Raw genomic sequence first — 25,154 nt, 5'->3', positions numbered from 1 at the left:
AAAGAGAAAAATCTATATACCCTCCCGCTCAGTATTATTGGTATATGCAGTTTTGTTTATATGATCTGGGATATGGACGGCTTGCTATTATCCAGTACACTGCCAATTTTGCTGCTCATTGTGATTCTGGATCTGTTCCCTGTTCGCTTATTAAGCGGTGAGGAATACAGCGGCAGTCTGGCAGGGTATCTGATTTTGCTGCTAGCATACGGTCCTACCACAGCACTGGCGGGTGTTGCACTGAGTACTATCGTTAGTCACTGGCGCAAAGCGAATTTCCACTGGCGGAACATTAACGGATTCCGCGTACTGTCTGCGCAGGGGAAGTTAACCATCTGTTTATACGCTGCTCATCGTGTGATGGAGTGGATGGACAATGATAGTGGCAGTCATGTATTGCTGTATACACAGGTGGCGGTAGGTACGCTCGTTTTCAGCCTTCTATATATTGCGCTGGCAGCAGGTGTCTCGCGTACGATTAGCGGCATTCCACTGCGTAACAATCTCATGATCAAGCTCAAAGAATTGGCTGTACCGGTTGTACTGTGTACGGTGATTGTGCCGCACTTCCTGCACCATCTGTCGCTGGGGTATATGGTGTATGAGACGGTATATATTTTATTGTTTTTGCTGTTAATCGTTTTTTTCTCCTATGGGTATATTCAGCAGGTTCAGCTGCGTCGGCGAGGGACAGAGGAATTTATCCGTATTGGCGAACTACGGATTATGAATCAGGCAGAAGGGCATGGTCGCAATGTAGGTATGATTTGCGAGCAGATTCTAGAGCAGTTTGGTTATCCGAAAAAGAAACGTCCAGAGCTAGCGAATATTGCCGCCCTACATGATATAGGTAAAATGCTGTTGCCGCTTGATATTTTGACCAAGCGCGGGGCATTATCACTTAGCGAGCAGCAGGAATACGAATCTCATCCACTCAAAGGTGCCGAAATCGTCGGCAATATTACAGGTGACAAAAAAGCAGCGACTTGGATTTTGCATCATCATGAACGGTACGATGGCAAAGGCTTCCCCGATGGGCTACAGGGCGCGAATATTCCGTATGAGTCGCGGATTATCTATCTGTGCAGCCAGCTGGAATATCTGCTTCGTCAATATGCCAGTGATGAAGATGTGCTCCATCAGCTGGAAAAGATGGCGGGGAAGGAGTTGGACCCGCAGCTCGTTCGTCTCGTACATCGAGATACGATTGCTGAGCTACGACAGCATACCTTGTACAAACAAGCCGAAATGTCGGCGGAGTTGGAGTATGTGATTCGTCCAGATGAAACGATGCGCCCGGAGCTGACCAGCATTACTGGGGGAACGCGGCTGCTCAAGTATGATGAAAACGGCAAGCTATCTGGTGCTGGATTACAGGATATTCCCGAAGTTATTGTACATGCGGCAGAGGGATTGGCGGAACGTGCGCTGCTGATGGCAGAGAGCTTTTATGAAGTGCTCACCGGAGAAGACTATACGTTTGAAGCATACTTTTATCCAGAGCATACCCGGGTGATGGTCGTGCTGACTGACATTACACCAGCTCTGCAATATCGGGAAGAATTGCATTACAATACGCTAAGTTCGTACCGTGATGTCATTCGTACACTGTCTCAGAGCAAAATGGATATCTGCCTGCAACAGCAGGAGATTGAGAGTCAGCTTGGTGAGCGAGTAGCAGGCATGGACATTCGTACACGGGCAGATGTATCGACTAGCCGCACGCTAGTAGTGGAACAGGTTCCCGATCTACTCCGACAGCAATTTCCCAAAAAGCTGATGAGTATCAAGCTTGCCGTTTCCGAAGGAGTTACCAATCTGATCAAACATGCGCAGCAGGGGAAGATCGAGGTATTCCGCAAGTCGGGTAGTTTGCAAATTTATATCACCGACCATGGCTCTGGCATTCCGCTGCATGAATTGCCGAAAACCATTCTTGTTTCTGGGTACAGCAGTAAAAGCTCGTTAGGTAAAGGCTTTGCCTTGATGTATGTGTCGGCTGATCGAGTGATGCTGCATACAAGTCCAGAAGGTACGGCGATTTTGTTGGAATTTTATTTAAGTGCTGAAGAAGCTGGCTGACTGTCATGATGGCAGGCGGTCGGCTTTTTTGGTGAGATAATAACCATTTGCTGTTTAGGAGCAGTCAACCTATTCTCCTTAGAGAACGGAATTTCAGATTTTCCGATGACGGTTATCGGTTTTATCTGTTTTACGGTTGCTGCGTAATGATGTATAAATGTTAAAGTACAACAAATGATCGCTAACAGATAGCAATGTTTATGGAATACCAAGGAGAGACAGAGATGAAATCGATACGCGTATATCATGTGGATGCCTTTACAACAACCAAATTTGGTGGTAATCCAGCCGGAGTTGTACTGGATGGCGCACATTTAGATGAACAACAGATGCAACAGATTGCTAATGAATTGAATTTGTCGGAAACGGTATTTTTGCTGCCAGCAGAAGATGCAGCGGCAGATTATCGGGTCCGTTATTTTACGCCGAGCAATGAGGTGGATTTTTGCGGTCATGCGACTGTAGGGATTTCATGGATTCTGGCGACAGAGCCTGGAGTAGCGCAATTGGACGATGGCGTCAAGCTGCAAACGAATATTGGAATCATTCCGGTGCGCTGGATCAAGCAGGATGGACAAGTTACACAGGTAGAAATGACACAGGCAGCACCTGCGATCCGCCAGCCAGAGATTGATGTAGAACGACTGAGTCGCGGCATTGGTATTCCGGTTCAACAGCTAGATACGACCTATCCGATTCAATTAGGCTATACTGGTAACTGGCATTTGCTTGTACCTGTTATCCATCGTGCAGCCATTGATGAAGCAAAGCCCGATCTGAATGACTTGGCGCAATATAACCGCGAATTGGGCGTCATTACGACGCATCTGTTTACAGGTACAGCAGAGCAGCACAGCCAGATCTATACGCGTGACTTTGCACCAGCGATTGGTATTGCAGAGGACCCTGTGACTGGTTCAGCCAATGGAGCATTGATGGCGTATTTATATCTGAATGGCTTGATTGATCAGCAGCAACCATCGTTGATCGAAATTCGCCAAGGTGATATGATCGGTCGCGGCGGTACATTGTATGCGACGGTTGAGCCTACCGGAGCATCCGCAATTGTGCGTATGGCAGGCTCTGCTGTCGTATCGCTGCGCGGTGTAATGGAGCTATAAGTAACTTTTTTATCAACTTTCTATAAAAGAGTGTAACCGATCCATTTCTACTGATCACCAATCCACTCATCTGCATACGTATAGCAAAAGGACAAGGCATACCAACCTTGTCCTTTTTTTTGCGATATTCCTAAAATATCTTAACGGCTAACTGAATCGCTATTACATCTTTTGCACATTTTGACGAAAAAGAGGTATACCTTTTCATTTTCAGGAGGAATACCCGATGAGCAGCATACTGATAGTGGATGATTCCAAGTTAAACCTTGCTTTTATTGAAAATATACTGAAAACAGCTGGTTATGAAGATGTGATTACTGCTGGCTCGGCACAGGAAGCATATCAATTGCTAGGTGTGTATGACGGTCAAGCACCGCGTAAGCCAGCTTCGATTGATCTGATTTTGCTCGATATCGTTATGCCCGAAGTCGATGGCATTGCAGCATGTAAGCTGATTAAGTCGATGCCCGTGTATCAGGATTTGCCGATTATTTTCCTGACTGCGGATCGAGTGCATTTTAAAGAAGCCTTTAATGCAGGTGGCATGGACTTTATCGAAAAGGGCGGTCCAGAATACGAGCTGCTGGCACGCGTACAATCTGCGCTTCGTTTGAAAAAGGAAACCGATGCACGTAAAGAGTGGGAGTCCCGTATGCAAAAGGATCTTCAGCTCGCCCGTCACTTGCAAAACAGCGTGCTTACTCCATCATTGACAGAACCTGGTATCAATATCCGTAGTAGCTATATTCAATCGTCTGATGTATCTGGCGATATGTTTTACTGGAAAAACTTTAACGAGAAGCAATATGGTGTGCTGCTGATCGACGTATCCGGTAGCGGCATCTCGGCGGCACTGATTAGCATGTCGATTCGTTCCTTGCTCGATGGCATCGTTGGCATTTATCGTCGTCCGAAGGAAGTCTGCGCTGAGTTGAATCGGCAAATGCGCACATTGTTTGGCAAAATGCGTCGTGCCGTTTATTTTACCGCCATCTATATGATGGTCGATCTAGAGCAGAAGCAGATTGAATACTTCAACGCTGGTCATGCGCAAGGCTTGCTACTAGCTGAGGGCAAAGATCCGGTACGTCTGACAGTAACAACGGAGCCGATCGGTATGAAGCATGATATGAGCACCGATACGCATGTTGTAGAATATGAGGACGCTGCACGCATCGTACTATATACGAACGGTCTGATTACTCGTCCAGGTACAAATCCGAAGTCGGTCATTGACGAATTGGAACAATACGCGCAAAGTCTGCTGTATCAGGACAATGAAGCATTTCTTGCCAAACTGACCCGCTTGCATCGTCAGCAGGAGGATGTATGTATTGTGTCGGTCAACTTGCAGCAGCTGCCGAGTGACTCGGCTCAATAAGTGAACGAACCTGTAGACTAGATAAATAAAACGACGGGATGGAGCGAATTTGCACCATACCGTCGTTTTGTTATGAGTAGAGGTAGATTTGTACAGAACACCATATCTCTGTACCTGTCTTGATCATTGTCATTTTGGTTAGTGGTATCTGAAACATTCAACCCAATCCCAACCACATAGCATATTACAAAAGCACCTCTTTAGCTTGACCCACTGGAACGGCTGCATTCGGCTGTGAATCGGGCTGTGGTGCTATCACGCTAAGCAGTTCCACCTGTTCCTCTACTACACCCTGCTGCAATGGCAGCACATCCGCATAATCAAATGTGTTCGTTACAATAATCGGCGTAACCGTTGGACACCCGGCATCTCGAATTTGCTGCAAATCCATTTCCAATAGCAGTTGACCCGCTTTAACGACATCACCCTCCTGCACATGCAGTGTGAATGGCTTGCCTTCCAAACGAACTGTATCAATACCAACGTGAACCAGAATCTCTACCCCGTGATCAGACACGATCGCCAGTGCATGTTTCTTTTTAAAAGCGACCGTGATTGTACCGTTGAAGGGAGACACGACCCGTCCATTAGAAGGCTCAATCGCAATACCTTTACCCATCGCTTCCGAAGCAAATGCAGGATCAGGTACTTCCGTTAGTGGAATCACATGACCAGCAACCGGGTTCAGAACTTTTTCGTTCACTTTAGCCGTTGTGTTTGGAGTTGAAGCAGGTGTTGCTTCGACTGGCGTTTCTTCAACCGGATCTTTGAAGCCCATCACATACGTCAAGGTTGCGGAAATAAGGAACGAAGCGATAATCCCCATAATCAAGCCAGGGAAGCCTTGACCACCTGGTCCGTAAAAGATAGGCAGCGTCAGCAATCCGGGTGCGCCGGAAGCAAAGGCTTGCGTACCAGCCTGACCGATAATCGCACCGCCGACTGCACCGCCGATAATACCAGCAATAAATGGACGCTTGAGCGGCAATGTTACTCCGTATACCGCTGGCTCGGTAATACCGAACAAAGCGGAGAGAGTGGCAGAGCCAGCGAGTGTTTTGAGTTTTTTATTTTTCGTTTTCAGCATAACGCCGAAGGCTGCACCAGTCTGGGCAAATACAGAAGCTGCTGCCGCAGGCTTGATGCCGTCGCGACCGTGTACCGCGATATTGTTGATAAAGATCGGCACCAGACCCCAGTGTACACCGAAGATCACGAACAGCTGCCAGCAAGCACCCATAATGGCTCCAGCGATCAAAGGGCTAAAGCCGAAGGCAGCAACCAGCGAGGTGGCAATCACGTTACCAACATACACGCCAAATGGACCAAATACGATCAACGTCAGCGGCACCATCACTACGAGCGAGATGAGTGGAGTGACGAAGTTTTTGACACTTTCATGAATATGACGGTTACAGAACTTCTCAAGCTTGCTCATAACAATGACTGCCAAGATGATTGGAATGACAGTGGAGGAGTAGCTCATCATAATAACCGGAATTCCGAAAAAGCTTGTCTCTGTGCCTGCTGTCTTCAATTCAATAATGGACGGATAGACGAGCGCTCCGGCTACCGTCAGTGCAGTAAACGTATTGCCGCCAAATTTGCGAGCCGTTGTTACTGCCAGCAGCAGTGGCAGGAAATAAAACAAACTGTCTGCGGTCGCCATCAAGATGATGTACGTGGTTTCCTTCGTGTCCAGCCATCCAGCATTGCTAGCAATAAGCAGTAGCCCTTTCAGAATACCTGCACCTGCCATCACACCAAGCAGTGGGGCGAAGATACTGGAGATCACATCCACAATGCTGCCGAAGCCTTTTTTGGCAGTTGCGGTTTTATCTTCTTTTTTGTCATCATTCAGAATTCCCGATACACGACCAATCGCCTCGTATACCTCTGGGACTGTATTGCCGATCACGACCTGAAATTGACCCCCGCTTTCCTTGACTGTGATGACACCATCGGTTTTCTCCAAGCCGACTTTGTCTGCTTTGGACTGATCCTTGAGTGTAAAACGAAGCCGTGTTGCACAGTGAACGAGCGACGATACATTGCGCTCTCCGCCGACGCCTTTCAGTATTTCTTTTGCCAGATTTTCGTAATTCATACTCCATACCTCCATTTTTTGGCAATAAAAAACCTGAGCCATGACAAACGGAGGACAACGTAACGAAATAACGTCCTTGCCGTTTAGCATGACCCAGGTTTTGCCTGCTCAACCAGTAACAATCCGAGTCGGGTTATATGTGATTTATACTTTTAAGATATAACGCTTTCATGCTTTTGTCAACGCATACATTTTAAAATCCACGTTTAAAGTATACTGCTTGTATTCTCTTATGTTCTTGTATACATATGATGAATGCCAGCAATGGTGATCTAGTATAGGGTAGAAGATTAATTGACCGTTAATTACGGCTAACAATGCGCTGAATATGCACGGTCAGATAGAGCATTTCCTCATTCGTCAGCTCGTGCTCATATTCCTTTTGCACGAATAGTCGAATCTTTTCTGTACATGCTGCTGCATCTCGATGCTGTTCCTTGATCATCCCATACAAATGATCGTAGTTATTGTCATAATGCGTCTTATGCATAATCCGTTGAGCGAAAAACTTGAGATGGGTGATAAAGCGAAAATAATTCAATGAATCCTCTTCAAACTCTGTTTTAAAATGGTATTTGACGATATTGATGATGCTATGCATAAAGCGTGTAATATTCATTGTCGTGCGAACATCCTCATTCATCTCGGCATTGATGATATGTATAGCAATAAATGCCGCTTCATCTTCTGGCAGCTCAATCTGCATTTTGTCCTTGATCTGCTCCAACATTCGCAAACCGATGCCAAACTCCTCACGATACAGCTGCTTGATCTCCCATAGCAGCACATTTCTAATCTCTAGACCTTGCTGATGCCGTTCAATGGCAAAATTCATATGATCAGTGAGCGAGACATAGATATTCTCATTGAGCGTCTTGCCGAGGATCTGACGACTGTAGGAAATGATCTCCTCCACGATAACAATCAGCTCAATCGGAACTTCACGCAGCAGCATTTTGAAGTTATCGGAAGCCTTTTTATTTTTCAGGGCAAATACTTTCTGGATATTACGTTGTTCCACCTCATCGCCGGGCTTTTTTTTAAAAGCGATGCCCCGACCCATCACAACCAACTCTGTGCCATCTGCTTGAAAGACGCTGATTACGTTATTGTTGATCACCTTTGCAATTTTCATATCGATCCCCCGATCTACATACCTGACAAGCTTATTATGCACAACAAAACCTATCATGCACAATATAACCTGCGTTTTACGCGATTGCGTCGCATCGTTCATCTGTTCCTTGTTCCAATACAAAAAAACCGAAGCACGACAAAATAGGAGAGACGGAATAGTCTTCCTTTATTTGGCGGCTTAGGTTTTGCCTGCAGACCAGTAACAATCCTAATCCAGTATGAACAATGATGTTATTTATAATGTTAGGTTTAGTGTAGCCGCAACGTCTTCTCCTGTCAACGCTTCCATGACGTAAAAAAGAATCAGAATATGCGCTTACAGCCCTATAGACTGTTCGCACATTCTGATTCGACTTTGTTGCCTATAGGAATACTTACAGTCCCAGATCGCTACCACGACTAGCAATCACTTTTTTGTACCAGTCAAAGCTTTTCTTTTTGCTACGTGCGAGTGTTCCGTTGCCTTCGTTGTCGCGATCCACATAAATATAACCATAACGTTTACGCATCTCACCCGACGATGCGCTGACAATATCAATCGGTCCCCAGCTCGTATAGCCGATAATTGGAACACCATCTTGTATTGCTTCGCCCATTTCGGCAATATGACGCTGTAAATAATCAATTCGATAATCGTCGTTTACATCGCCGTCTTGTTCCGGCTGATCGGCTGCCCCTAGACCATTTTCCACTACAAACAACGGTTTTTGATACCGATCATGCAGCTGGTTGGCAGTAATGCGGAAGCCTTTCGGATCGATTGTCCAGCCCCATTCCGATTTTTCTAAATAAGGGTTAGCAACCGAGCCAAATACATTGCCAGAGGTCATGTTTTTGATCACTTCTGGATCTGTACTTGTTGTGCGACTGGAATAATAGCTAAAGCCAATATAATCGACTGTATGCTGTTTGAGCAATTCAGCATCGCCATCCTGCATCTCAATATGCAGATTATGATCGCGGAAGAAGCGATGTGCATAACCTGGATATTCCCCGCGTGACTGCACATCGATAAAGAAGTACGATTCGCGGTCCTTTTCCATACCTTGATAAATATCCTCTGGATTACAGGTATACGGGTAAAAGCTACCCGCTGCCAGCATACAGCCGATCTGACCGTTTGGAATCAGCTCATGACATGCTTTGACTGCCAGTGCGCTAGCAACCAGCTGATGATGCGCCGCCTGATACTGAATCTGTTTTACATTATCGCCTTCACCGAATGTCAAGCCTGCACCGAGAAACGGCAGATGCAGCAGCATATTGATCTCGTTAAAGGTCATCCAGTATTTAACCTTGTCTTTATAGCGTTCCAACACCGTACGAGAATACGTTTCAAACAGACCTACCAGCTCACGACTGCGCCAGCTGCCATATTTCTCGATCAATGCTACCGGAACATCAAAATGCGCTAGCGTAACAATCGGCTCAATGCCATTGCGCAGCAATTCGTCAAACAGATCATCGTAAAATTGCAATCCTTGCTCATTCGGTTGTGCATCCTCACCTGTTGGATAGATCCGTGCCCAAGAGATGGAGATCCGAAGTGATTTGAAGCCCATTTCCGCAAACAGGGCAATATCTTCTTTGTAACGGTGGTAGAAATCAATCGCCTCGTGTGATGGATAAAATTCACCTTCCAGCGGAGTCAAGCCCGGCACATAGCCTTTCATAATATCGCGGCGCTTGTCACCCGTAGGAAGCAGATCAACGAGTGTTAAGCCTTTGCCACCGTCAAGGTAAGCACCTTCTGCCTGATTCGCGGCAATGGCGCCACCCCACAAAAAGTTTTCGGGAAATGTAAAATTGGACATGGTAAATCTCCTTCCGTAGTGAATGAGTGAGAGTCGAAGGGAGGAGGGGGAGAAAAAAAGAAAACCTGAACAAGATCGGCGCATGATAGCTCATTGGCTGCCGATTTTGTTCAGGTTATGCCCCGCAGGTAACATCCCTAAAGTGAATGTATTTGTCACTAAAACTCTAACAAGCGACGAGTGTCTTGTCAACAAGAATACATAAACACCAAAAACCCTGTCTCCATCGCAGGTGTCTGCAATAGGACAGGGTTTGTTTTCAGTCGTTAGTACGTCCAGTGATTAGATAACGGATACGATACAAGCAGGATCTAATAGTCTGCACAGGTATCGATCCATAATCAGGACGGATCGTGCATCAATCACGAATGATTGCCTGAATCTCCTCGGCATCTTCATTCAAAATCAATTCCACCTGTTCACGAAATACTCTCGCATTGTATTCGGAAAACATGTAACGCAGAATGGCTTCGTAGAGATTACTTTCGATCAGGTACTGGCTGCGTCCCAGTGACCAGACTTCCGCAGTATAGCCGGTATCTTCTTCCCATGCCAGTTGAACCGTCACGTCCGTAGGCTTGATGCCTTTACGTTCAGCGATGTTCAAGCATACTGCATTAATAATCTCGTCCATGCTCAGCGTCATTGCCATTATCGTCTGTCGTAAGGGTCAGCTGGTTTTTTACGCTGACGAATCATACGATAAATGCCGCGAGCTGCAATAAAGAGTACATAAATAGCTGCCAGGTTTACGAGCAGACCAAGGAAATCGCCCATAAAGCCCATATTTGCAAACATGCCGCCAAACAGCATGCCTGCCAGACCGCCGACCATCAGACCGGTAAAGAAGCTACCGCCACTGAAAAATCCACGTTTGCCAGTAGTTCCGGCTGTCGAGCTGTTGTTAGCACCGGAACGGTTTGTACTGTTCACGCTGCCGCTGTTATTGTCCGCACGGTTCGGTGTGGTTGTGTACGATTTAGGCTGAGATTTGAATCCGCCGCCACCGCGTCTTGCATCCGCATCACTGGCAACGCCAAGCGAAGCGAAAAATAACGTAAATGCCATGAAGACCATAAGCACTTTTTTCATTATCTGTATGCTCCCTCTGGTAAGTTGAATTTTTGGTGCTTCTAATGGTATACGAACAGGAAGCCTAGGCGTTTCAATCTTTTCTTATAAATAAAGCCAATTAATGGTGTTGAGGTTCCGTTGTTGCTTCGGATGGAGTTGAATGTTTGAGCGTATCAATAACCCAGGTTGTCCATTCCATGTTCGAACGGGCTGTACCAAGCGCTTTTTGACGAAGAATGTACAGTCCAAAATCAGGAGAACCGAAATGATGGCTCTCGTCCGCCATTTTGTGAATCGCCTGCTCAAAATAGTGAATTTGTTCCTGATAGAAAATGGAACGCTTACGGAATAGCGAGATAGCGGTATCGCGATCCGTGATCCACAGACAGAATGCTTTCAGTACAAGTTCATCGCGTGTAACCGGTTCTCCGGCGGGCAGTTGAATCCATTCCTGAAGCTTTTGTTCACCTGTCGGGGTGATAGCATAAATCTTTTTGTCCGGCTTATCCGTTTGTTTGACCCATTCGGCAGTGAGCAATTCTTGCTCCTCCATACGGGACAACAGTGGGTAAATTTGACTATGCTTAGCCTGCCAGAAAGGCTGGATTCTGAGCATCAGGTCATAACCGGAAGAACGCTTGCGGGCAAGCAATGCAAGTAAACCATACGATAGCGTATTCATAAGGCAGTCTCTCCTATCTATCAAGCAACAAATCGGCCGATTTAAGATAAAGTGTACACTACAACTGTATGCTTTCGCAAGAAAGGTGCCGACAAAATACGGGAAAGTACACAAAAATAAAGGGAAATAGACAAACAATTTTCATAATTACAGATCAAAAGTCACAACGAATGTAAGCTGTTCAACTGTGCACCCGTACAGAAATAAACTCCAGCAGGTAAAAGGATCGGCCAATCCGCTGCATGGTTGTTACGGGCGTTATGCTTCAGCTGACAGCCACATATCTATAAAACGGCTGCTGAGAGTAAATAAACGATACACAATATATAATACGTAAACATTCTTAAAAAGATTCAAAAATGTGTATGGTTTTTATGTATTTTTTTATAAAGACCGAACAGCCTAGTTCGCAGATAAAATAAAAAGGACACGAAGCATGCTTCGTGTCCTGGCGGTATGGGCGGCTTCTTCCGTAATGAAGATTATGTAGGAAGCCGTTAAATCCGTCCGCTAAATGGAAGTTTCTTGCTGGGCGTACCCGTTCACAAGCAATTCCAATTGACCTGTCGAGGGATCAATGATCATGCCGTGCACTGGTACATGGGGGGGAAGTAATGGATGATTCTTAATGATATCCACGCTATTGATTACCCCGTTCTTTTCGTTACCAAACCCTTGCAACCAACTTTTTAAATCAATTCCAGAATGTTCTAAAGTTGACAGTACAGTTGGAGAAACGCCGCGCTCTTTGATCTCATTAATCATATGATCAGCATTCAGTGCAGCCATGCCACAACCATAGTGACCGCATACGATAACTTCTTCCGCTTGCAGTTCATACAATGCAACCAGTACGCTACGCATAACACTACCGTACGGGTGGGAAATAACTGCACCGGCATTTTTGATGATTTTAGCATCGCCGTTACGAATATTCATCGCGCGTGGCAGCAGCTCGGTGAGACGGGTATCCATACACGTAACGATGACAAGCTTTTTATCTGGAAACGGACTAGAACTGTACTCCTCGTATTGTTTGCTGGATACAAACTCTTCGTTAAACTGCATGATTTTTGACAATGAATCCATGTGATCTCCTCCTAAACAATGCGAATCTAATTGTATTTATATTCACTTTTGTTGATATTTATTCACAGTAGTCAGAAGAATGAATAAATACCCAAAGTGAACATGTAAAATCTAATATTCTTCTGCATAGTCATGAAACCGACAGCTCCATCTTGACGGCTAAAGAATAGTGTATGTAACATTGATTATAATGTGCGCCAAACAGATCATCAAGCAGGAACCATGATTTGCTGCTCAAAATCTTGTTGTTTGTGTAAGAGTTGAGCATAATGAATGTGCAGCAGGATTACGTTGCATCCTATCCCATCTACAAAAGGAGACCTTGGTTATGGATCAAAATGTACAACAGGTACTAGAATCGTTCCAGCAGCTTGTCCGCAAAATCAGTAGTTACAATGAAGCTCTCGCTCTACTAGGCTGGGATTTGCGTACTGGTGCGCCGCGTAAAGGCGCTGAGATGCGTGCGAATACGATCGGCGTGCTTGCTACGGAAGCATTTAAGCTGTCGATCTCAGATGAGATGGGCGAATATGTGGAATTTTTGTCCCGTACCGAAATATCCGAGCAGCTGAGCGATAATGATCGTCGTTCGGTCAAGGAATGCAAGGATGAGTATGATCGCAATCGCCAAATTCCACCAGAACGTTTTCAAAAGTATGCTAGTCTAACGACGCATGCGCAAACAGTGTGGGAAGACGCCAAGCATAATAATGATTTCGAAGGCTTTGCACCACTGCTAACTGAGATCGTGGATATGAAGCGTGAATTTATCGGTTATTGGGGTGCCAAAGATACGCGGTATGATACCCTGCTGGATATGTTTGAGCCAGATATGGCAGTATCCAAGCTAGATGCAGTATTTGATCGTTTGAAGTCACGTCTGGTGCCTTTGCTGCAAAAGATTCAGCAGTCTGGTTATACGCCGGAACATGATTTCCTCAAGCAACATTATGATCTGCAAAAGCAAGAAGAGATCAGTCACTTTTTGCTCAAAGAAATGGGTTATGACTTTGATGCTGGTCGTCTGGATGAGAGCGAGCATCCGTTTGCGACTGGGCTGAATCCCGGCGATGTACGTATTACGACGCACTATTACGGGGATGATCTGCTCAGCGCGATTTTTAGTTCACTGCATGAGGGTGGACATGCGCTGTATGAGCAGAACATTTCTACCGATCTGGTCGGTACACCACTTGCTACGGGTACATCCATGGGGATTCATGAATCGCAATCCCGTTTTTGGGAGAATGTTGTTGGTCGTAGTCGTGTATTCTGGGATCAGTATTATGACAAGTTACAGAAGTTGTTCCCAGAGCAGCTTGCCGATGTGGATCAGGAGCAATTTTACCGTGCCGCGAATCGGGTGGAGAATTCGCTGATTCGTATTGAGGCGGATGAATTGACGTATAATCTGCATATTATTATTCGTTATGAGATTGAGAAAATGCTGTTCAACGAAGACCTAGCGGTAGCTGATCTGCCGAAGGTCTGGAATGGCAAGTATGAGGAATATCTCAATATTACACCGCCAACGAATGCACTTGGCGTATTGCAGGATGTGCACTGGTCAGGCGGAGACTTTGGTTATTTTGCTTCCTATTCGCTGGGGAATATGTATGCAGCCCAGATCACGAATACAATGCGCCAAGAACTGCCTCAGTTTGAAGAGTGGATCGCAGCTGGCAATCTATTGCCGATCAAAGAATGGCTGACTGACAAAATCTATCGCTTTGGAAAAAGCAGAACGCCGTTTGAATTGATTCGCGATATTACGGGCGAAGAACTGAACCCGGATTATCTGGCAGATTATCTGGAACAGAAGTATACAGATATTTATAGCCTGTAATTACGATATAGCATGAGATTATGACATAGTAAAACGTACGGTTGGGTATTCCTTCATGAAAAGCAGGAATATGCGGCGGATGATGAAAGAGGCTGTTTTCTTTCCTAGTTATCATTGGAGACAACAGTTAGATGAAGATAAGTGAAGAAGAGTGATTGTCCCCGATTAGTATGAGGATAATCACTCTTTTTTAATTGTTATGTCTGATTTTTTATTGTTATGCAGCTATGATAACGGATCTCAAACAGAAATATGGAATTATTAGCATAAAAGAAATGGTTACTGGAAAAATTGCTAGTCTATTATTAATAGTAGAAAGTGAATTCAATGTCTATGGGTGGGACACGATTTAGGCATTAAAATAAAGGTGAAATTGGCTGATTGTATATCGATTTTTCAAGGTTTAAAAGCGAACGATGCGATCCCCGTTCGTTATTTGCTGAATTTCTGTCGAAAAGCTGCTGAAAATTGAAGTTGTCCATATTTTCACGTTGTCCTGCTGGGCAAAATGGAGTAGGATAAAAACATTCATATAACAAAGAGATAGATAAAGAGAGCGATAGGGTAAGGAGAGAACAACAAATGGGTTTTCGCGTGATCAAGACCGCCATTGCTGCATTGCTGGCTGTTGTGGTAGCCAGCGCACTGGGAGTGCCCAGCGCAATGTCGGCGGCACTGCTCGCTATACTGGGGGTAGATGTGACGCGCAAACGCAGTCTGATGACGATTTCGGCGCGTTTTTTTGCTTCGCTGATTGGTATGACTTGTGCGTTTGTGCTATTTTCCGTGTTCGGGTTTGAACATTGGGTATTCGCATTGTATATTCTGATTGCTTTTCCGTTGATTACAAAGGCGCGCTTCAGCGGCGGGATTGTGACCAGCTCCGTTGTGGTGGTACACATTTACAACGGTGGACTGCTGACGATGCACGCGCTGCTGGTAGAGGTAGAGTTGCTGTTAATCGGTCTTGGCGCTGCGGCGATTGTTAACCTCGTCTATATGCCGAATCCGCATTCAAAGCTGAATACGATTCGTATGGAGATCCATGAGTTAATGTCAGCGATGTTTGCCCAGATCGGACGTACGCTGGAACATCCGGCGTATGTGTGGGATGGTAACGAAGTGATCGAAGCGACGCGTAAAGCGGAGCAAGGGCTGGTCGTTGCCCGCCGTGAGCTGGAAAATCAGTTTTGGCATCCCGACGAATCATGGGTTGTTTACTTCCATATGCGCAGGCAGCATTTGGATTCTATTCAAACGATGATGCAGCTGGTTTCGCAGCTATATTGTAAAATGCCGAATGCCGAGCAGATGGGAGCGATCTTCGAGCAGTTGGCTGAAGATGTAAAGGCTCCCTATTACACTGGCAAAACAGAAAAGATGCTGATTGCGTTTCAGCAGACATTTGTGAAGCTGGATCTGCCAGATACGCGTGAAGATTTTGAAGTTCATTCCGCTACATTGCAGCTTTGCCGCGAGCTGGATCAATATTTGAAAATTTCAAAGCGGGATAAAGGCAGAAACCCCTTGCTAACTCAGGATAATAAGGTAAAATAAGGATAAGACTATAGGCAGAAGCTATCACCTTTATAACAGCAGGTGATAGCTTTTTTGCTAAAATCTTTCAACCAAATTGGAAAAAAGATAAATTTTATTGACCTGTGGAAGATTATGAATATAAAATGATAACAATCTTACGAGGTTTGTTTACATTGCGTTAAAGTTTGAGATGAGGGGGCAACCAGAATTTTGAACACAGAACCGGTATTGGAAATCAAGGGTCTGACGGTGTCTTTTCGGATCAGGGATCATCATTATCCCGCTGTCGACCAGCTTGATTTGACGATTAACAAGAACGAGGTTTTGGCTATTGTCGGGGAATCCGGTTGCGGAAAAAGTGCGTTGGCACTTTCTCTGACACGGTTGCACGATAGCAAAAATACGCGTATCCAAGGTGAACTTCAATTTAAGGGACAAGACCTGAACAAGCTGTCACCTGGACAGATGAACAAAATTCGCGGTTCGGAGATCGGGATGATTTTTCAGGACCCGCTCACTGCGCTTAATCCGCTGATGACGATTGGTAAACAGATTGAAGAGAATCTGGATTATCACACTTCGTTATCAAAAAAGGAAAAGACCAAACTCGTGATTGAGCTGCTTGAACATGTCAATATTGTTGACCCGCAGCGTGTGTACAATCAATATCCGCATGAACTGTCCGGCGGGATGAGACAGCGCATTATGATCGCTATTGCGATCGCATGTCGTCCATCGCTAATTATCGCGGATGAGCCAACAACGGCGCTGGATGTAACGATCCAGTCGCAAATTCTGGACCTGCTGAAGCAATTGCAGGCAGAGACAGAAGCTGGTATCGTGCTCATCACCCATGACCTTGGTGTTGTGGCAGAGATGGCAGATCGTGTTGTTGTTATGTATGCAGGAGAAATCGTAGAAATTGCCAATGTAAACGACCTATTTCGTAATCCGCTTCATCCGTATACCCGTTCCCTACTGGCATCTATGCCTGGCGCTAACGCCGGACAGGAAAGCCTACACGTCATTCAGGGACGCGTTCCTTCACTGCAAAATATTCCGCGTGGTACATGCCGCTTCTCTGAGCGCATTCCGTGGATTCCGCAGACAGCGCATGCTGACAATCCGACCTTGAATGAGGTTAGTCCACAGCATTGGGTGCGCTGCACTTGCTATCAGCATTTTCATTTTGAAGATGAAGGAAAGGAGCACGTACTGGATGGCATTGCTGGAACTCAATAATTTGAAAGTGCATTACCCGATCAGAGGCGGCTTTTTCCAACGTGTGGTAAGCCAAGTCAAGGCGGTGGACGGATTGTCCATCAGTATCGAACCGGGCACTACATATGGACTGGTCGGTGAATCCGGCTGCGGCAAGACCACGACGGGTCGCGCCATTATTGGTTTAAACAAAATTACAGACGGTACCGTTTCCTTTGAAGGTCAGGATTTGACCAGCATCGCTCACAAAAATCAGCATCCGCTGCGCCGTGATATTCAGATGATTTTCCAAGATCCGTATTCCTCGCTAAATGGCAGAAAACGCGTGCTGGATATTGTCGCTGAACCGCTGCGTAACTTTGAAAAGCTGACGCCTGACGAAGAGCGTCGCCGTATTCAGGATTTGCTAGAGCGTGTTGGTTTGAACCCGGAAGCAGCATTCAAGTATCCGCATGAATTTTCCGGTGGTCAGCGCCAACGGATTGGAATTGCCAGAGCTCTAACGCTGAATCCGAAGCTAATCATTGCCGATGAGCCGGTGTCTGCGCTTGATGTGTCCGTACAGGCACAGGTGCTGAACTTTATGAAGGAAATTCAAAAAGAATTCAAGCTCACCTACCTATTTATCAGTCATGATCTCGGTATCGTTCGTCATATGTGTGACGAGATCGGTATTATGTATCGCGGTCGATTGGTCGAACAGGGCAATACTGAAGATATTTACGAAAATCCGCAGCATATTTATACGAAACGCTTGATCTCGGCGATTCCGAATATTGACCCAGAGCAGCGTCAGGAAAGTGCCAGACTGCGCCAGAATATTATGTCGTCCTATCAGGAAGATCTCAAACAGCTGCTTGATGCGGAAGGCAAACCGCTTGCACTGAAAACTATCAGTTCATCACACAAGGTAGCACTACCGTAACGTAAGGGGGACATAAGTAATGTGGAAATTTACGCTTCGCCGTATTCTGATCATGATTCCCCAGTTGTTCGTGCTCAGTGTACTGGTATTTTTTCTGGCAAAAGCGATGCCGGGGGACGCATTGACCGGATTGATTCAAAACAATCCAAACCTGAGTCCGCAAATGATCGCCGAGCAGCGCGAACGGCTTGGGCTCAATGATCCGGCAACGGTGCAGTATGCACGCTGGATCGGCAATTTGTTCAAAGGAGATCTGGGTGTATCGTATGTGCACAAAGTCGATGTGACATATTTGATCGGCAGCCGTCTTGCGAATACCTTTTATCTCGGAGTAGCTATTCTTATCCTTACTTATATTATTTCGATTCCGCTCGGTATTCTCAGTGGACGTTATCAGAACAGTCTGCTGGATAAGACGATTACCGGCTATACGTATTTAAGCTTTGCCACACCATTATTTATCTTTGCGCTCGTTGTCGTGTTTGTCTTCGGCTTCCAGTTAGGCTGGTTCCCGACCAGTGGTAGTATTGATCCGGGGATGCAGCCAGGCACATGGGATTATTTCGCTAACCGAATCTATCATATGATTCTACCTGCGTTTGCCGGTGCCTTTGTCAGTACAACCGCAACGATTCAATATTTGCGCAATGAAGTTATTGATACTCGACTCAAAGATTTTGTAAAAACCGCACGTTCCAAAGGGGTGCCGGAATCCAAAGTCTATTCCCGCCACATCCTGCGTAACTCCCTGCTGCCGATTGCTGCATTTTTGGGCTATGATCTGACAGCAGTACTTGCTGGTAACCTGTTTATCGAATCCATCTTCGGTTATCCGGGGCTGGGACAACTATTCCTACAATCCATTACACAGCGTGACTTCTCTGTCGTTACGGCACTCGTTATGATCTCCGGTTTGCTGGCACTTGTCGGTACATTGTTGTCGGATATTATTCTGAGCTGGGTCGATCCGCGTATTCGGATTAGCTAAAACGCGAAGATCGCCGTACCCGGACCTTCGGTTCCGGTATCTGAATATGAACGGAGGAAGAGACTGAGTATGGGAATGCGTGCAGAAACATTTGCTCCTGCTGAAACGATTCAAAAGTCACCGTCCAGCTGGTCAATCCTTGCACGAGAATTGATCAAGGATAAGCTGGCTTTAATTTCATTAGTATTTTTGGCTCTGTTTTTGGTCTTTATTTATGGATCTACTTTCTTTATTGATCAGGCGACAGTGACCAAAGTCGATCTGATGTCGATCAAAGCGGCACCGAGCGCGGATCATTGGCTGGGTACTGACCTTGCTGGTCGTGATATTTTTGGTCAGGTTGTACTCGGCGCGCGTAACTCATTTACGATTGGCTTTATGATTACGGTGCTAGCTGCTGCGATTGGTTTGAGCATCGGTCTAATTGCCGGATTCTTCGGCGGTTTGATCGACAACGTGATTATGCGTTTTATCGATTTCATTCTGGTACTGCCGTTTCTGATGCTGGTTATCGTGTTCGTTACGATTGTACCTAAGTATGATATATGGGCTTTTATCTGGATTATGACCGCCTTCCTGTGGGTCGGCAAAGCAAGGCTGATCCGTGCCAAAGTACTGGCCGAGCGGGAACTGGATTATGTTCAGGCTTCCAAAACGCTCGGTACGCCAAACTGGAAAATTATCGCGTTTGGCATTCTTCCCAATCTAAGCTCCATCGTCATCGTAAATATGACGCTTAATCTTGCCGGTAATATCGGTATTGAGACCGGTCTTTCCTATCTGGGCTTTGGTTTGCCAGAAGGAACACCGAGTTTGGGTACGATCGTCAGTAATGCGACAGACCCGAATATTTTACAGAATTACTGGTGGATGTGGTTACCAGCATCGCTGCTGATTTTGGTGTTAATTCTGGCAATCAACTTTATCGGTCAAGCGTTGAAGCGCGCGACAGATGCCAGACAGCGATTGGGATAATAAATGTAAGGCATGCATATCAAAAGAGGAGGAAGGTTTATGTTGGGAAGTAAAAAGAGAAAACTGAGCACGATATCCATTTTGTTGATTGCACTGGTTCTGGTGCTGTCTGCCTGCACGAAAAGTAACACATCGACAGATACGGCGACAACAACGCCGCAAACGAGCGAAAGTACAAAAGACACAGGTAAGTTTCCAAAGTCCTTATCTAATCAGGACCCTGCCATTCAAGGTGGTACGTTGACGTATGGTCTCGTATCGGATACACCGTTTGAAGGTATTCTGAATCCTGTTTTCTACAGCGGTAACCCTGACTTTGAGGTTATCCAATTCTTCTACCCGTCGCTGTTCAATACGGATGCAAGCTTTAACGTAAAAGATGGCGGTGCGGCAACATTGAGCTTTTCCGAAGACAACAAAACAGCTACTGTAAAAATCGATGATAAGCTGAACTGGACAGATGGAAATCCGGTTACAGCAGAAGATTATGCATTTGCTTTTGAAGTCATCGGTGACCCTGACTATGATGGTGTGCGTTACGACTCCACCTTTACGAATATTGCAGGTATGACAGAGTATCATGCCAAAAAAGCAGATTCCATTTCCGGTATTAAAGTCGTAAATGATAAAGAACTGCAAATCACATTTATTAATCCAGACCCAAGTATCAAAGCTGGTCTGTGGTCTTACCCACTGGAGAAAAAAGTATTCGGCGACATTCCAGTTGCGAAAATGTCTTCCTCCGATCCAGTTCGTAAAACTCCGGTTGGTTACGGTCCTTACAAAATCAAATCAATGGTTACAGGTGAATCCGTTGAATTTGAAGCGAATAAAGATTATTTCCACGGCGCACCAAAACTGGATGGCGTAAACCTGAAAGTCATCAACCCGAACGTAGTTGTTGAATCGATCCGTTCTGGTCAAGTCGATATGGTGAGTCTGCCAACGAGCCAATATGATGAGAAAACACTGCCTACCAACATCGAGCTGCTGGGTAACCAAGATCTGGCTTACTCGTATGTAGGCTTCAAACTGGGTAAATGGGACAAATCCAAAGGCGAGAACGTGATGGACCCTGATGCAAAAATGGCGAACAAATCGCTGCGTCAAGCAATGGGCTATGCAATGAACAATGCACAAGTAGGTGAGCAGCTGTATCACGGTCTGCGTACTGCCGCAAGCTCCCTGATTATTCCTGCATTTGCTGATTACTATGATGCTGACATCAAAGGCTACAATTATGATCCAGAAAAAGCAAAGCAACTGCTGGATGCAGCTGGTTATGTAGACAAAGATGGCGATGGTATGCGTGAAGATCCAAAAGGCAACAAGCTGACAATCAACTTCTCTGCAATGAGCGGTGATAGTGTTGCTGAGCCACTGGCACAATTCTATATCCAAAACTGGAAAGACATCGGTCTGGATGTACAACTGCTGGATGGTCGTCTGCAAGAGTTCAACTCCTTCTATGATCGTATTGAAAAAGACGATCCTGAAGTTGATGTGTATGCAGCAGCATGGGGTACAGGTACGGATGTAAACCCTGCGGGTCTGTACGGTCGCGATGCACAGTTTAACTACTCCCGTTATACAAGCGAAGAGAATGATAAACTGCTGAAAGAAGGCGCATCTGAAAAAGCATTTGATGATTCGTACCGCAAAGATGTATACAAACAATGGCAGGAACTGATGGTTGCAGATGCACCGGTTATCCCGACTCTGTACCGTTATGAACTGGTAGCGATGAACAAACGCGTGAAAAACTACGATATCACGTATGGCAGTGGCTACGGCGCTGACGCACTGGCAGGTATCGAGTTGACTGCGGACAAACCAGTTACACAATAATGTAACAACATCATCAAGTGATCAACGGCAGTATGAGTATGAAGAGTGTGATATACTTGATGATCGTTAACTGTATACAGAAGATCAACAGGATCGGGAAGCAGAAGCTTTCCGGTCCTGTTTTTTTGCTTACGTGTCGTGCGATCATGATAGGAATAAATATAAATGATATTCGTGAACAATATTTGATAATCGTTGCGATATCCAGATGCAGCCGTTGGCGAGTCCTGAGAAGCATAGAAGTTTTTGCGTTCTTTCGGTATAATGGATAGACGAACAAGCATTTGCATATGATCAGCGGCACGGAACTCAAGTGGCTGATTATTTTTATATCGTAAGCAGGATGAATAGCAATCCGCAGATTAGATTGGTACCATTCCTCTGATGCAGAAGCAAAGCAATTGGATTACATCCTGATACAGAAATACAGGTTTACATGGAGGGGAATCATGAGTCAGTATACACCGATGATGCAGCAGTATCTTGATATAAAGGAACAAGCGCAGGACGCATTTTTATTTTTCCGACTGGGGGATTTTTACGAGCTGTTTTTTGACGATGCGGTTCTAGCTGCCAAGGAGCTGGAAATTACGTTGACGGGCAAAAATGGCGGACCGCCGGAACGCATTCCTATGTGCGGTGTGCCATATCATTCGGCGGATAACTATGTTCACCGTTTGATTGAAAAAGGCTACAAAGTCGCTATCTGTGAACAGGTCGAAGACCCAGCCACTGCCAAAGGCATTGTAAAGCGCGAAATCATTCGTGTCGTTACACCGGGTACGATGATGGAGAGCAAGGCATTGAGCGACAAAGACAACAACTATATGATCTGCGTAACCGAGCATGATGGCAAAATGGCACTTGCTGCCTGTGATCTGTCTACCGGTGAGTTGCATGTTACCTCTTCGCCAGCATCGCAGGAATGGCTGCGCGACGAACTGGGCTTGTATGAGCCGTCCGAGATCATTGGTAAGATCGAACTGATCGACGATGCGTATCGCCAAGCTGCACAGTTTGGTCGCAAAATTCTGTATACACCTTGGGAAAAGCAGCGTGAGGAACTGGCGCGTCAGCAGTTTGGCGAAGCCGCATGGGTGCGTCTCGACGAGGAACGGCAGGCTTGTATTGCCTTATTGATCTCGTACCTGAGCGAAACGCAGAAGCGTTCTCTTGGTCAACTGACACATATTAGCGCGTATGAGCCAGAAAACTATATGATTCTTGATCCGTTTACCCGCCGCAATCTGGAACTGGTGGAAACGGTACGTGAACGCTCGCGCAAAGGCACGCTATTATGGCTACTAGACCGCACGGAAACGCCAATGGGCGGTCGCATGCTACGTCGCTGGATTGACAAGCCGCTTCTATCGAAGCGATTGGTAGAGGAACGGCTGGAAGCAGTGGATAAGCTGCATCAGGGACTGATTTTGCGGGAGGACCTGCGTAGTCAATTGAAAGGCATTTATGATCTGGAGCGTCTGGTAGGTCGTATGGCGTTCGGAACAGCGAATGGACGCGATATGTTGGCATTACGCGATTCCTTGCTGCGCATCCCGGATCTGCGCGAACTGTGCGCAACATCGCCGTCCACTACATTGCAGCAGATTGCCGCTCGCATGGACGAGTGTGCTGATTTGGCAGAAGATATTGGCAATGCAGTGGTGGATGATCCGCCAATTTCTGTACGTGAAGGCGGTCTGATCCGTAAAGGGTATCATGAGCGTCTGGATGAATTGCGGGAAGCGAATGTCAACGGGAAACGCTGGATCGCCGAGCTAGAAGCGGCAGAGCGTGAAGCAACCGGCATCCGCTCACTCAAAATTGGATATAACAAAGTATTTGGCTATTATATAGAAATAACACGCTCGAATCTGGCTCAATTGCCAGAAGGACGATATGAGCGTAAGCAGACGCTGGCGAACGCAGAGCGCTTTGTCACACCAGAGCTCAAAGAGAAAGAAGCGCTCATTCTAGAAGCGCAGGAGAAAATGGTCGATATTGAGTATGACCTATTCACAGCGCTGCGTACACGCATTTCTAATGAAGTAACGCGGCTCAAGCAGCTTGCGGAGCAGGTAGCAGGCATTGACGTGTATCAGTCATTTGCAACCGTCAGCGCAGAGCGTGGATTCGTTAAGCCGGAGCTGTCTGAACAGTATAATCTGCGTATTCGCGATGGTCGTCATCCCGTTGTAGAAGCAGTAATGAACAATAGTCATTTTATTTCGAATAGTACAGATATTACCGAGGATGAAGCGAATATTCTGCTCATCACTGGTCCGAATATGGCGGGTAAAAGTACGTATATGCGTCAAGTGGCGTTGCTGTCGATCATGGCACAGATTGGCTGCTTTGTACCAGCAGGGCAGGCTGAGATTCCGATGGTTGACCGTATCTTTACGCGGATTGGCGCGGCGGATGATCTGATTGGCGGTCAAAGTACCTTTATGGTAGAGATGGCGGATATTCAGGTGATGACCGAGCGTGCGACTCGTCGCAGCTTGATTATTATTGATGAGCTGGGACGCGGAACGTCCACCAGTGAAGGCATGGCGATTGCACAGGCAGTCATCGAATATGTGCATCATGAGATTGGCTGTAAAGCCCTTGTCTCGACGCATTTTCATGAATTGGCACATCTAGAGGAAACGCTAGAGCATCTGCGCAACTTCTCGATGGCGGTGCGAGAGAGTGGAGATAAGGTTCATTTTCTGCGTAAACTCGTTCCGGGTGCAGCTAGCAGCAGTTATGGTATATACTGTGCGCAGCTAGCAGGCTTGCCAGGCAGTATTATCGACCGTGCCAATATTTTGCTGGATCGGATGGAGCAGGCGGCAACCACAACCGTTGTATCTCATGAGGAAGCGGGAATGCACGGTGAACAGCGTTCCAATGAAACGACGCATGTGCCTTCGACGCATTCCGACCAAGGGATAGAGCAGCGTTCTACTATTCGCGAAGTATCACCACTATATGGTCAGCAGCCGACGGCATCTCCAGCTTCTCCTGCGATCGCAGTTATGGAAACGGAGCATCAGCCGGATGAGGTGCTGCAACAAGAGGTAGCAGAAGCGCAAACAGAGCTGCAAACGACTCACTCCTCTCAGACCGCTGCAACCAAGCAGCAGGAAATTGTACAGCTGTCTATCTTTGGTGAGGAAGAGGTTCAGCCCACGAAGGTAAAAGAAGATCCGCTTGCCAAGCAAATTATCAGCCAGCTGCAAAATGCCGATCTGATGAATATGACGCCGCTGCAAGCGATGCAATTGCTAAACGAATTGAAGATGAAGACGATTCGCTAATGATGGTTTAACGCATGTGT

Annotated in this window: 18 protein-coding genes; 11 read left to right on the top strand and 7 right to left on the bottom strand. The window is 46.1% G+C overall.

All coding sequences use genetic code 11. From position 1 onward, the window contains the following. The first annotated feature begins 60 nt into the window (after positions 1 to 60). From ABXR35_RS09390 to ABXR35_RS09380, 3 genes are all read left to right on the top strand, one after another. Positions 61 to 2,082 carry an HD domain-containing phosphohydrolase gene (locus ABXR35_RS09390; protein ID WP_367058650.1) on the top strand — a complete coding sequence of 674 codons (2,022 nt, stop codon included), beginning with the start codon at positions 61 to 63 and terminating at the stop codon, positions 2,080 to 2,082. A gap of 224 nt (positions 2,083 to 2,306) precedes the next feature. Beyond that, positions 2,307 to 3,203, top strand: a complete 897-nt coding sequence (locus ABXR35_RS09385) for a PhzF family phenazine biosynthesis protein (RefSeq protein WP_367058647.1) — start codon at positions 2,307 to 2,309, stop codon at positions 3,201 to 3,203. A 226-nt stretch (positions 3,204 to 3,429) separates the two neighbouring features. Further along, complete coding sequence (locus tag ABXR35_RS09380) at positions 3,430 to 4,584, top strand: PP2C family protein-serine/threonine phosphatase (protein ID WP_367058644.1); 1,155 nt, start codon at positions 3,430 to 3,432, stop codon at positions 4,582 to 4,584. A gap of 184 nt (positions 4,585 to 4,768) precedes the next feature. Here ABXR35_RS09380 and ABXR35_RS09375 read toward each other — a convergent pair whose 3' ends face one another. The 7 genes from ABXR35_RS09375 to ABXR35_RS09345 form a co-directional block, all read right to left on the bottom strand. Further along, the gene (locus tag ABXR35_RS09375) at positions 4,769 to 6,691 is read right to left on the bottom strand and encodes a beta-glucoside-specific PTS transporter subunit IIABC (RefSeq protein WP_367058642.1); all 1,923 of its coding nucleotides are present in this window, start codon (positions 6,689 to 6,691) and stop codon (positions 4,769 to 4,771) included. 301 nt (positions 6,692 to 6,992) lie between these two features. Continuing rightward, positions 6,993 to 7,826 carry a BglG family transcription antiterminator LicT gene (gene licT / locus ABXR35_RS09370; RefSeq protein ID WP_367058639.1) on the bottom strand — a complete coding sequence of 278 codons (834 nt, stop codon included), beginning with the start codon at positions 7,824 to 7,826 and terminating at the stop codon, positions 6,993 to 6,995. 376 nt (positions 7,827 to 8,202) lie between these two features. Next, positions 8,203 to 9,642, bottom strand: a complete 1,440-nt coding sequence (locus tag ABXR35_RS09365) for a 6-phospho-beta-glucosidase (protein WP_367058636.1) — start codon at positions 9,640 to 9,642, stop codon at positions 8,203 to 8,205. Positions 9,643 to 10,000: 358 nt separating this feature from the next. Then, the gene (locus ABXR35_RS09360; protein ID WP_367058633.1) at positions 10,001 to 10,288 is read right to left on the bottom strand and encodes a YxcD family protein; all 288 of its coding nucleotides are present in this window, start codon (positions 10,286 to 10,288) and stop codon (positions 10,001 to 10,003) included. A 5-nt stretch (positions 10,289 to 10,293) separates the two neighbouring features. Next, positions 10,294 to 10,734: a hypothetical protein gene (locus tag ABXR35_RS09355; RefSeq protein WP_367058630.1), complete on the bottom strand. Its 441-nt coding sequence runs from the start codon at positions 10,732 to 10,734 to the stop codon at positions 10,294 to 10,296. A 100-nt stretch (positions 10,735 to 10,834) separates the two neighbouring features. Further along, positions 10,835 to 11,398, bottom strand: coding sequence for a PadR family transcriptional regulator (locus tag ABXR35_RS09350; protein ID WP_367058627.1), 564 nt, complete (start codon positions 11,396 to 11,398; stop codon positions 10,835 to 10,837). 510 nt (positions 11,399 to 11,908) lie between these two features. After that, positions 11,909 to 12,487, bottom strand: coding sequence for a beta-class carbonic anhydrase (locus ABXR35_RS09345; RefSeq protein ID WP_367058624.1), 579 nt, complete (start codon positions 12,485 to 12,487; stop codon positions 11,909 to 11,911). A gap of 328 nt (positions 12,488 to 12,815) precedes the next feature. Here ABXR35_RS09345 and ABXR35_RS09340 point away from each other — a divergent pair, with 328 nt between their 5' ends. The 8 genes from ABXR35_RS09340 to mutS all read left to right on the top strand — a co-directional run bounded on the left by ABXR35_RS09340 (position 12,816) and on the right by mutS (position 25,134). Beyond that, positions 12,816 to 14,333: a carboxypeptidase M32 gene (locus ABXR35_RS09340; RefSeq protein ID WP_367058621.1), complete on the top strand. Its 1,518-nt coding sequence runs from the start codon at positions 12,816 to 12,818 to the stop codon at positions 14,331 to 14,333. Positions 14,334 to 14,915: 582 nt separating this feature from the next. Next, positions 14,916 to 15,890: an aromatic acid exporter family protein gene (locus ABXR35_RS09335; protein WP_367058619.1), complete on the top strand. Its 975-nt coding sequence runs from the start codon at positions 14,916 to 14,918 to the stop codon at positions 15,888 to 15,890. A 192-nt stretch (positions 15,891 to 16,082) separates the two neighbouring features. Continuing rightward, complete coding sequence (locus tag ABXR35_RS09330; protein ID WP_367058616.1) at positions 16,083 to 17,114, top strand: ABC transporter ATP-binding protein; 1,032 nt, start codon at positions 16,083 to 16,085, stop codon at positions 17,112 to 17,114. Continuing rightward, positions 17,092 to 18,018 (top strand): ABC transporter ATP-binding protein, encoded by a 927-nt coding sequence (locus ABXR35_RS09325; protein WP_367058613.1) that lies wholly within the window; start codon positions 17,092 to 17,094, stop codon positions 18,016 to 18,018. Before ABXR35_RS09330 ends, ABXR35_RS09325 begins: the two co-directional genes overlap by 23 nt. A gap of 19 nt (positions 18,019 to 18,037) precedes the next feature. Next, entirely contained in the window at positions 18,038 to 19,006 is a 969-nt protein-coding gene (gene opp4B, locus ABXR35_RS09320) for an oligopeptide ABC transporter permease (RefSeq protein WP_367058610.1), read from the top strand. Positions 19,007 to 19,081: 75 nt separating this feature from the next. Further along, a complete protein-coding gene (locus tag ABXR35_RS09315; protein WP_367061314.1) occupies positions 19,082 to 19,981 on the top strand; it encodes an ABC transporter permease in 900 nt (299 codons plus the stop codon). A gap of 39 nt (positions 19,982 to 20,020) precedes the next feature. After that, entirely contained in the window at positions 20,021 to 21,829 is a 1,809-nt protein-coding gene (opp4A, locus tag ABXR35_RS09310) for an oligopeptide ABC transporter substrate-binding protein (protein WP_367058607.1), read from the top strand. A 449-nt stretch (positions 21,830 to 22,278) separates the two neighbouring features. After that, complete coding sequence (gene mutS / locus ABXR35_RS09305) at positions 22,279 to 25,134, top strand: DNA mismatch repair protein MutS (RefSeq protein ID WP_367058604.1); 2,856 nt, start codon at positions 22,279 to 22,281, stop codon at positions 25,132 to 25,134. Positions 25,135 to 25,154: the final 20 nt, after the last annotated feature.

Source organism: Paenibacillus sp. JQZ6Y-1, assembly GCF_040719145.1.
Classification (GTDB): domain Bacteria; phylum Bacillota; class Bacilli; order Paenibacillales; family Paenibacillaceae; genus Saccharibacillus; species Saccharibacillus kandeliae.
This window is presented reverse-complemented; position numbering and strand designations above follow the sequence as displayed.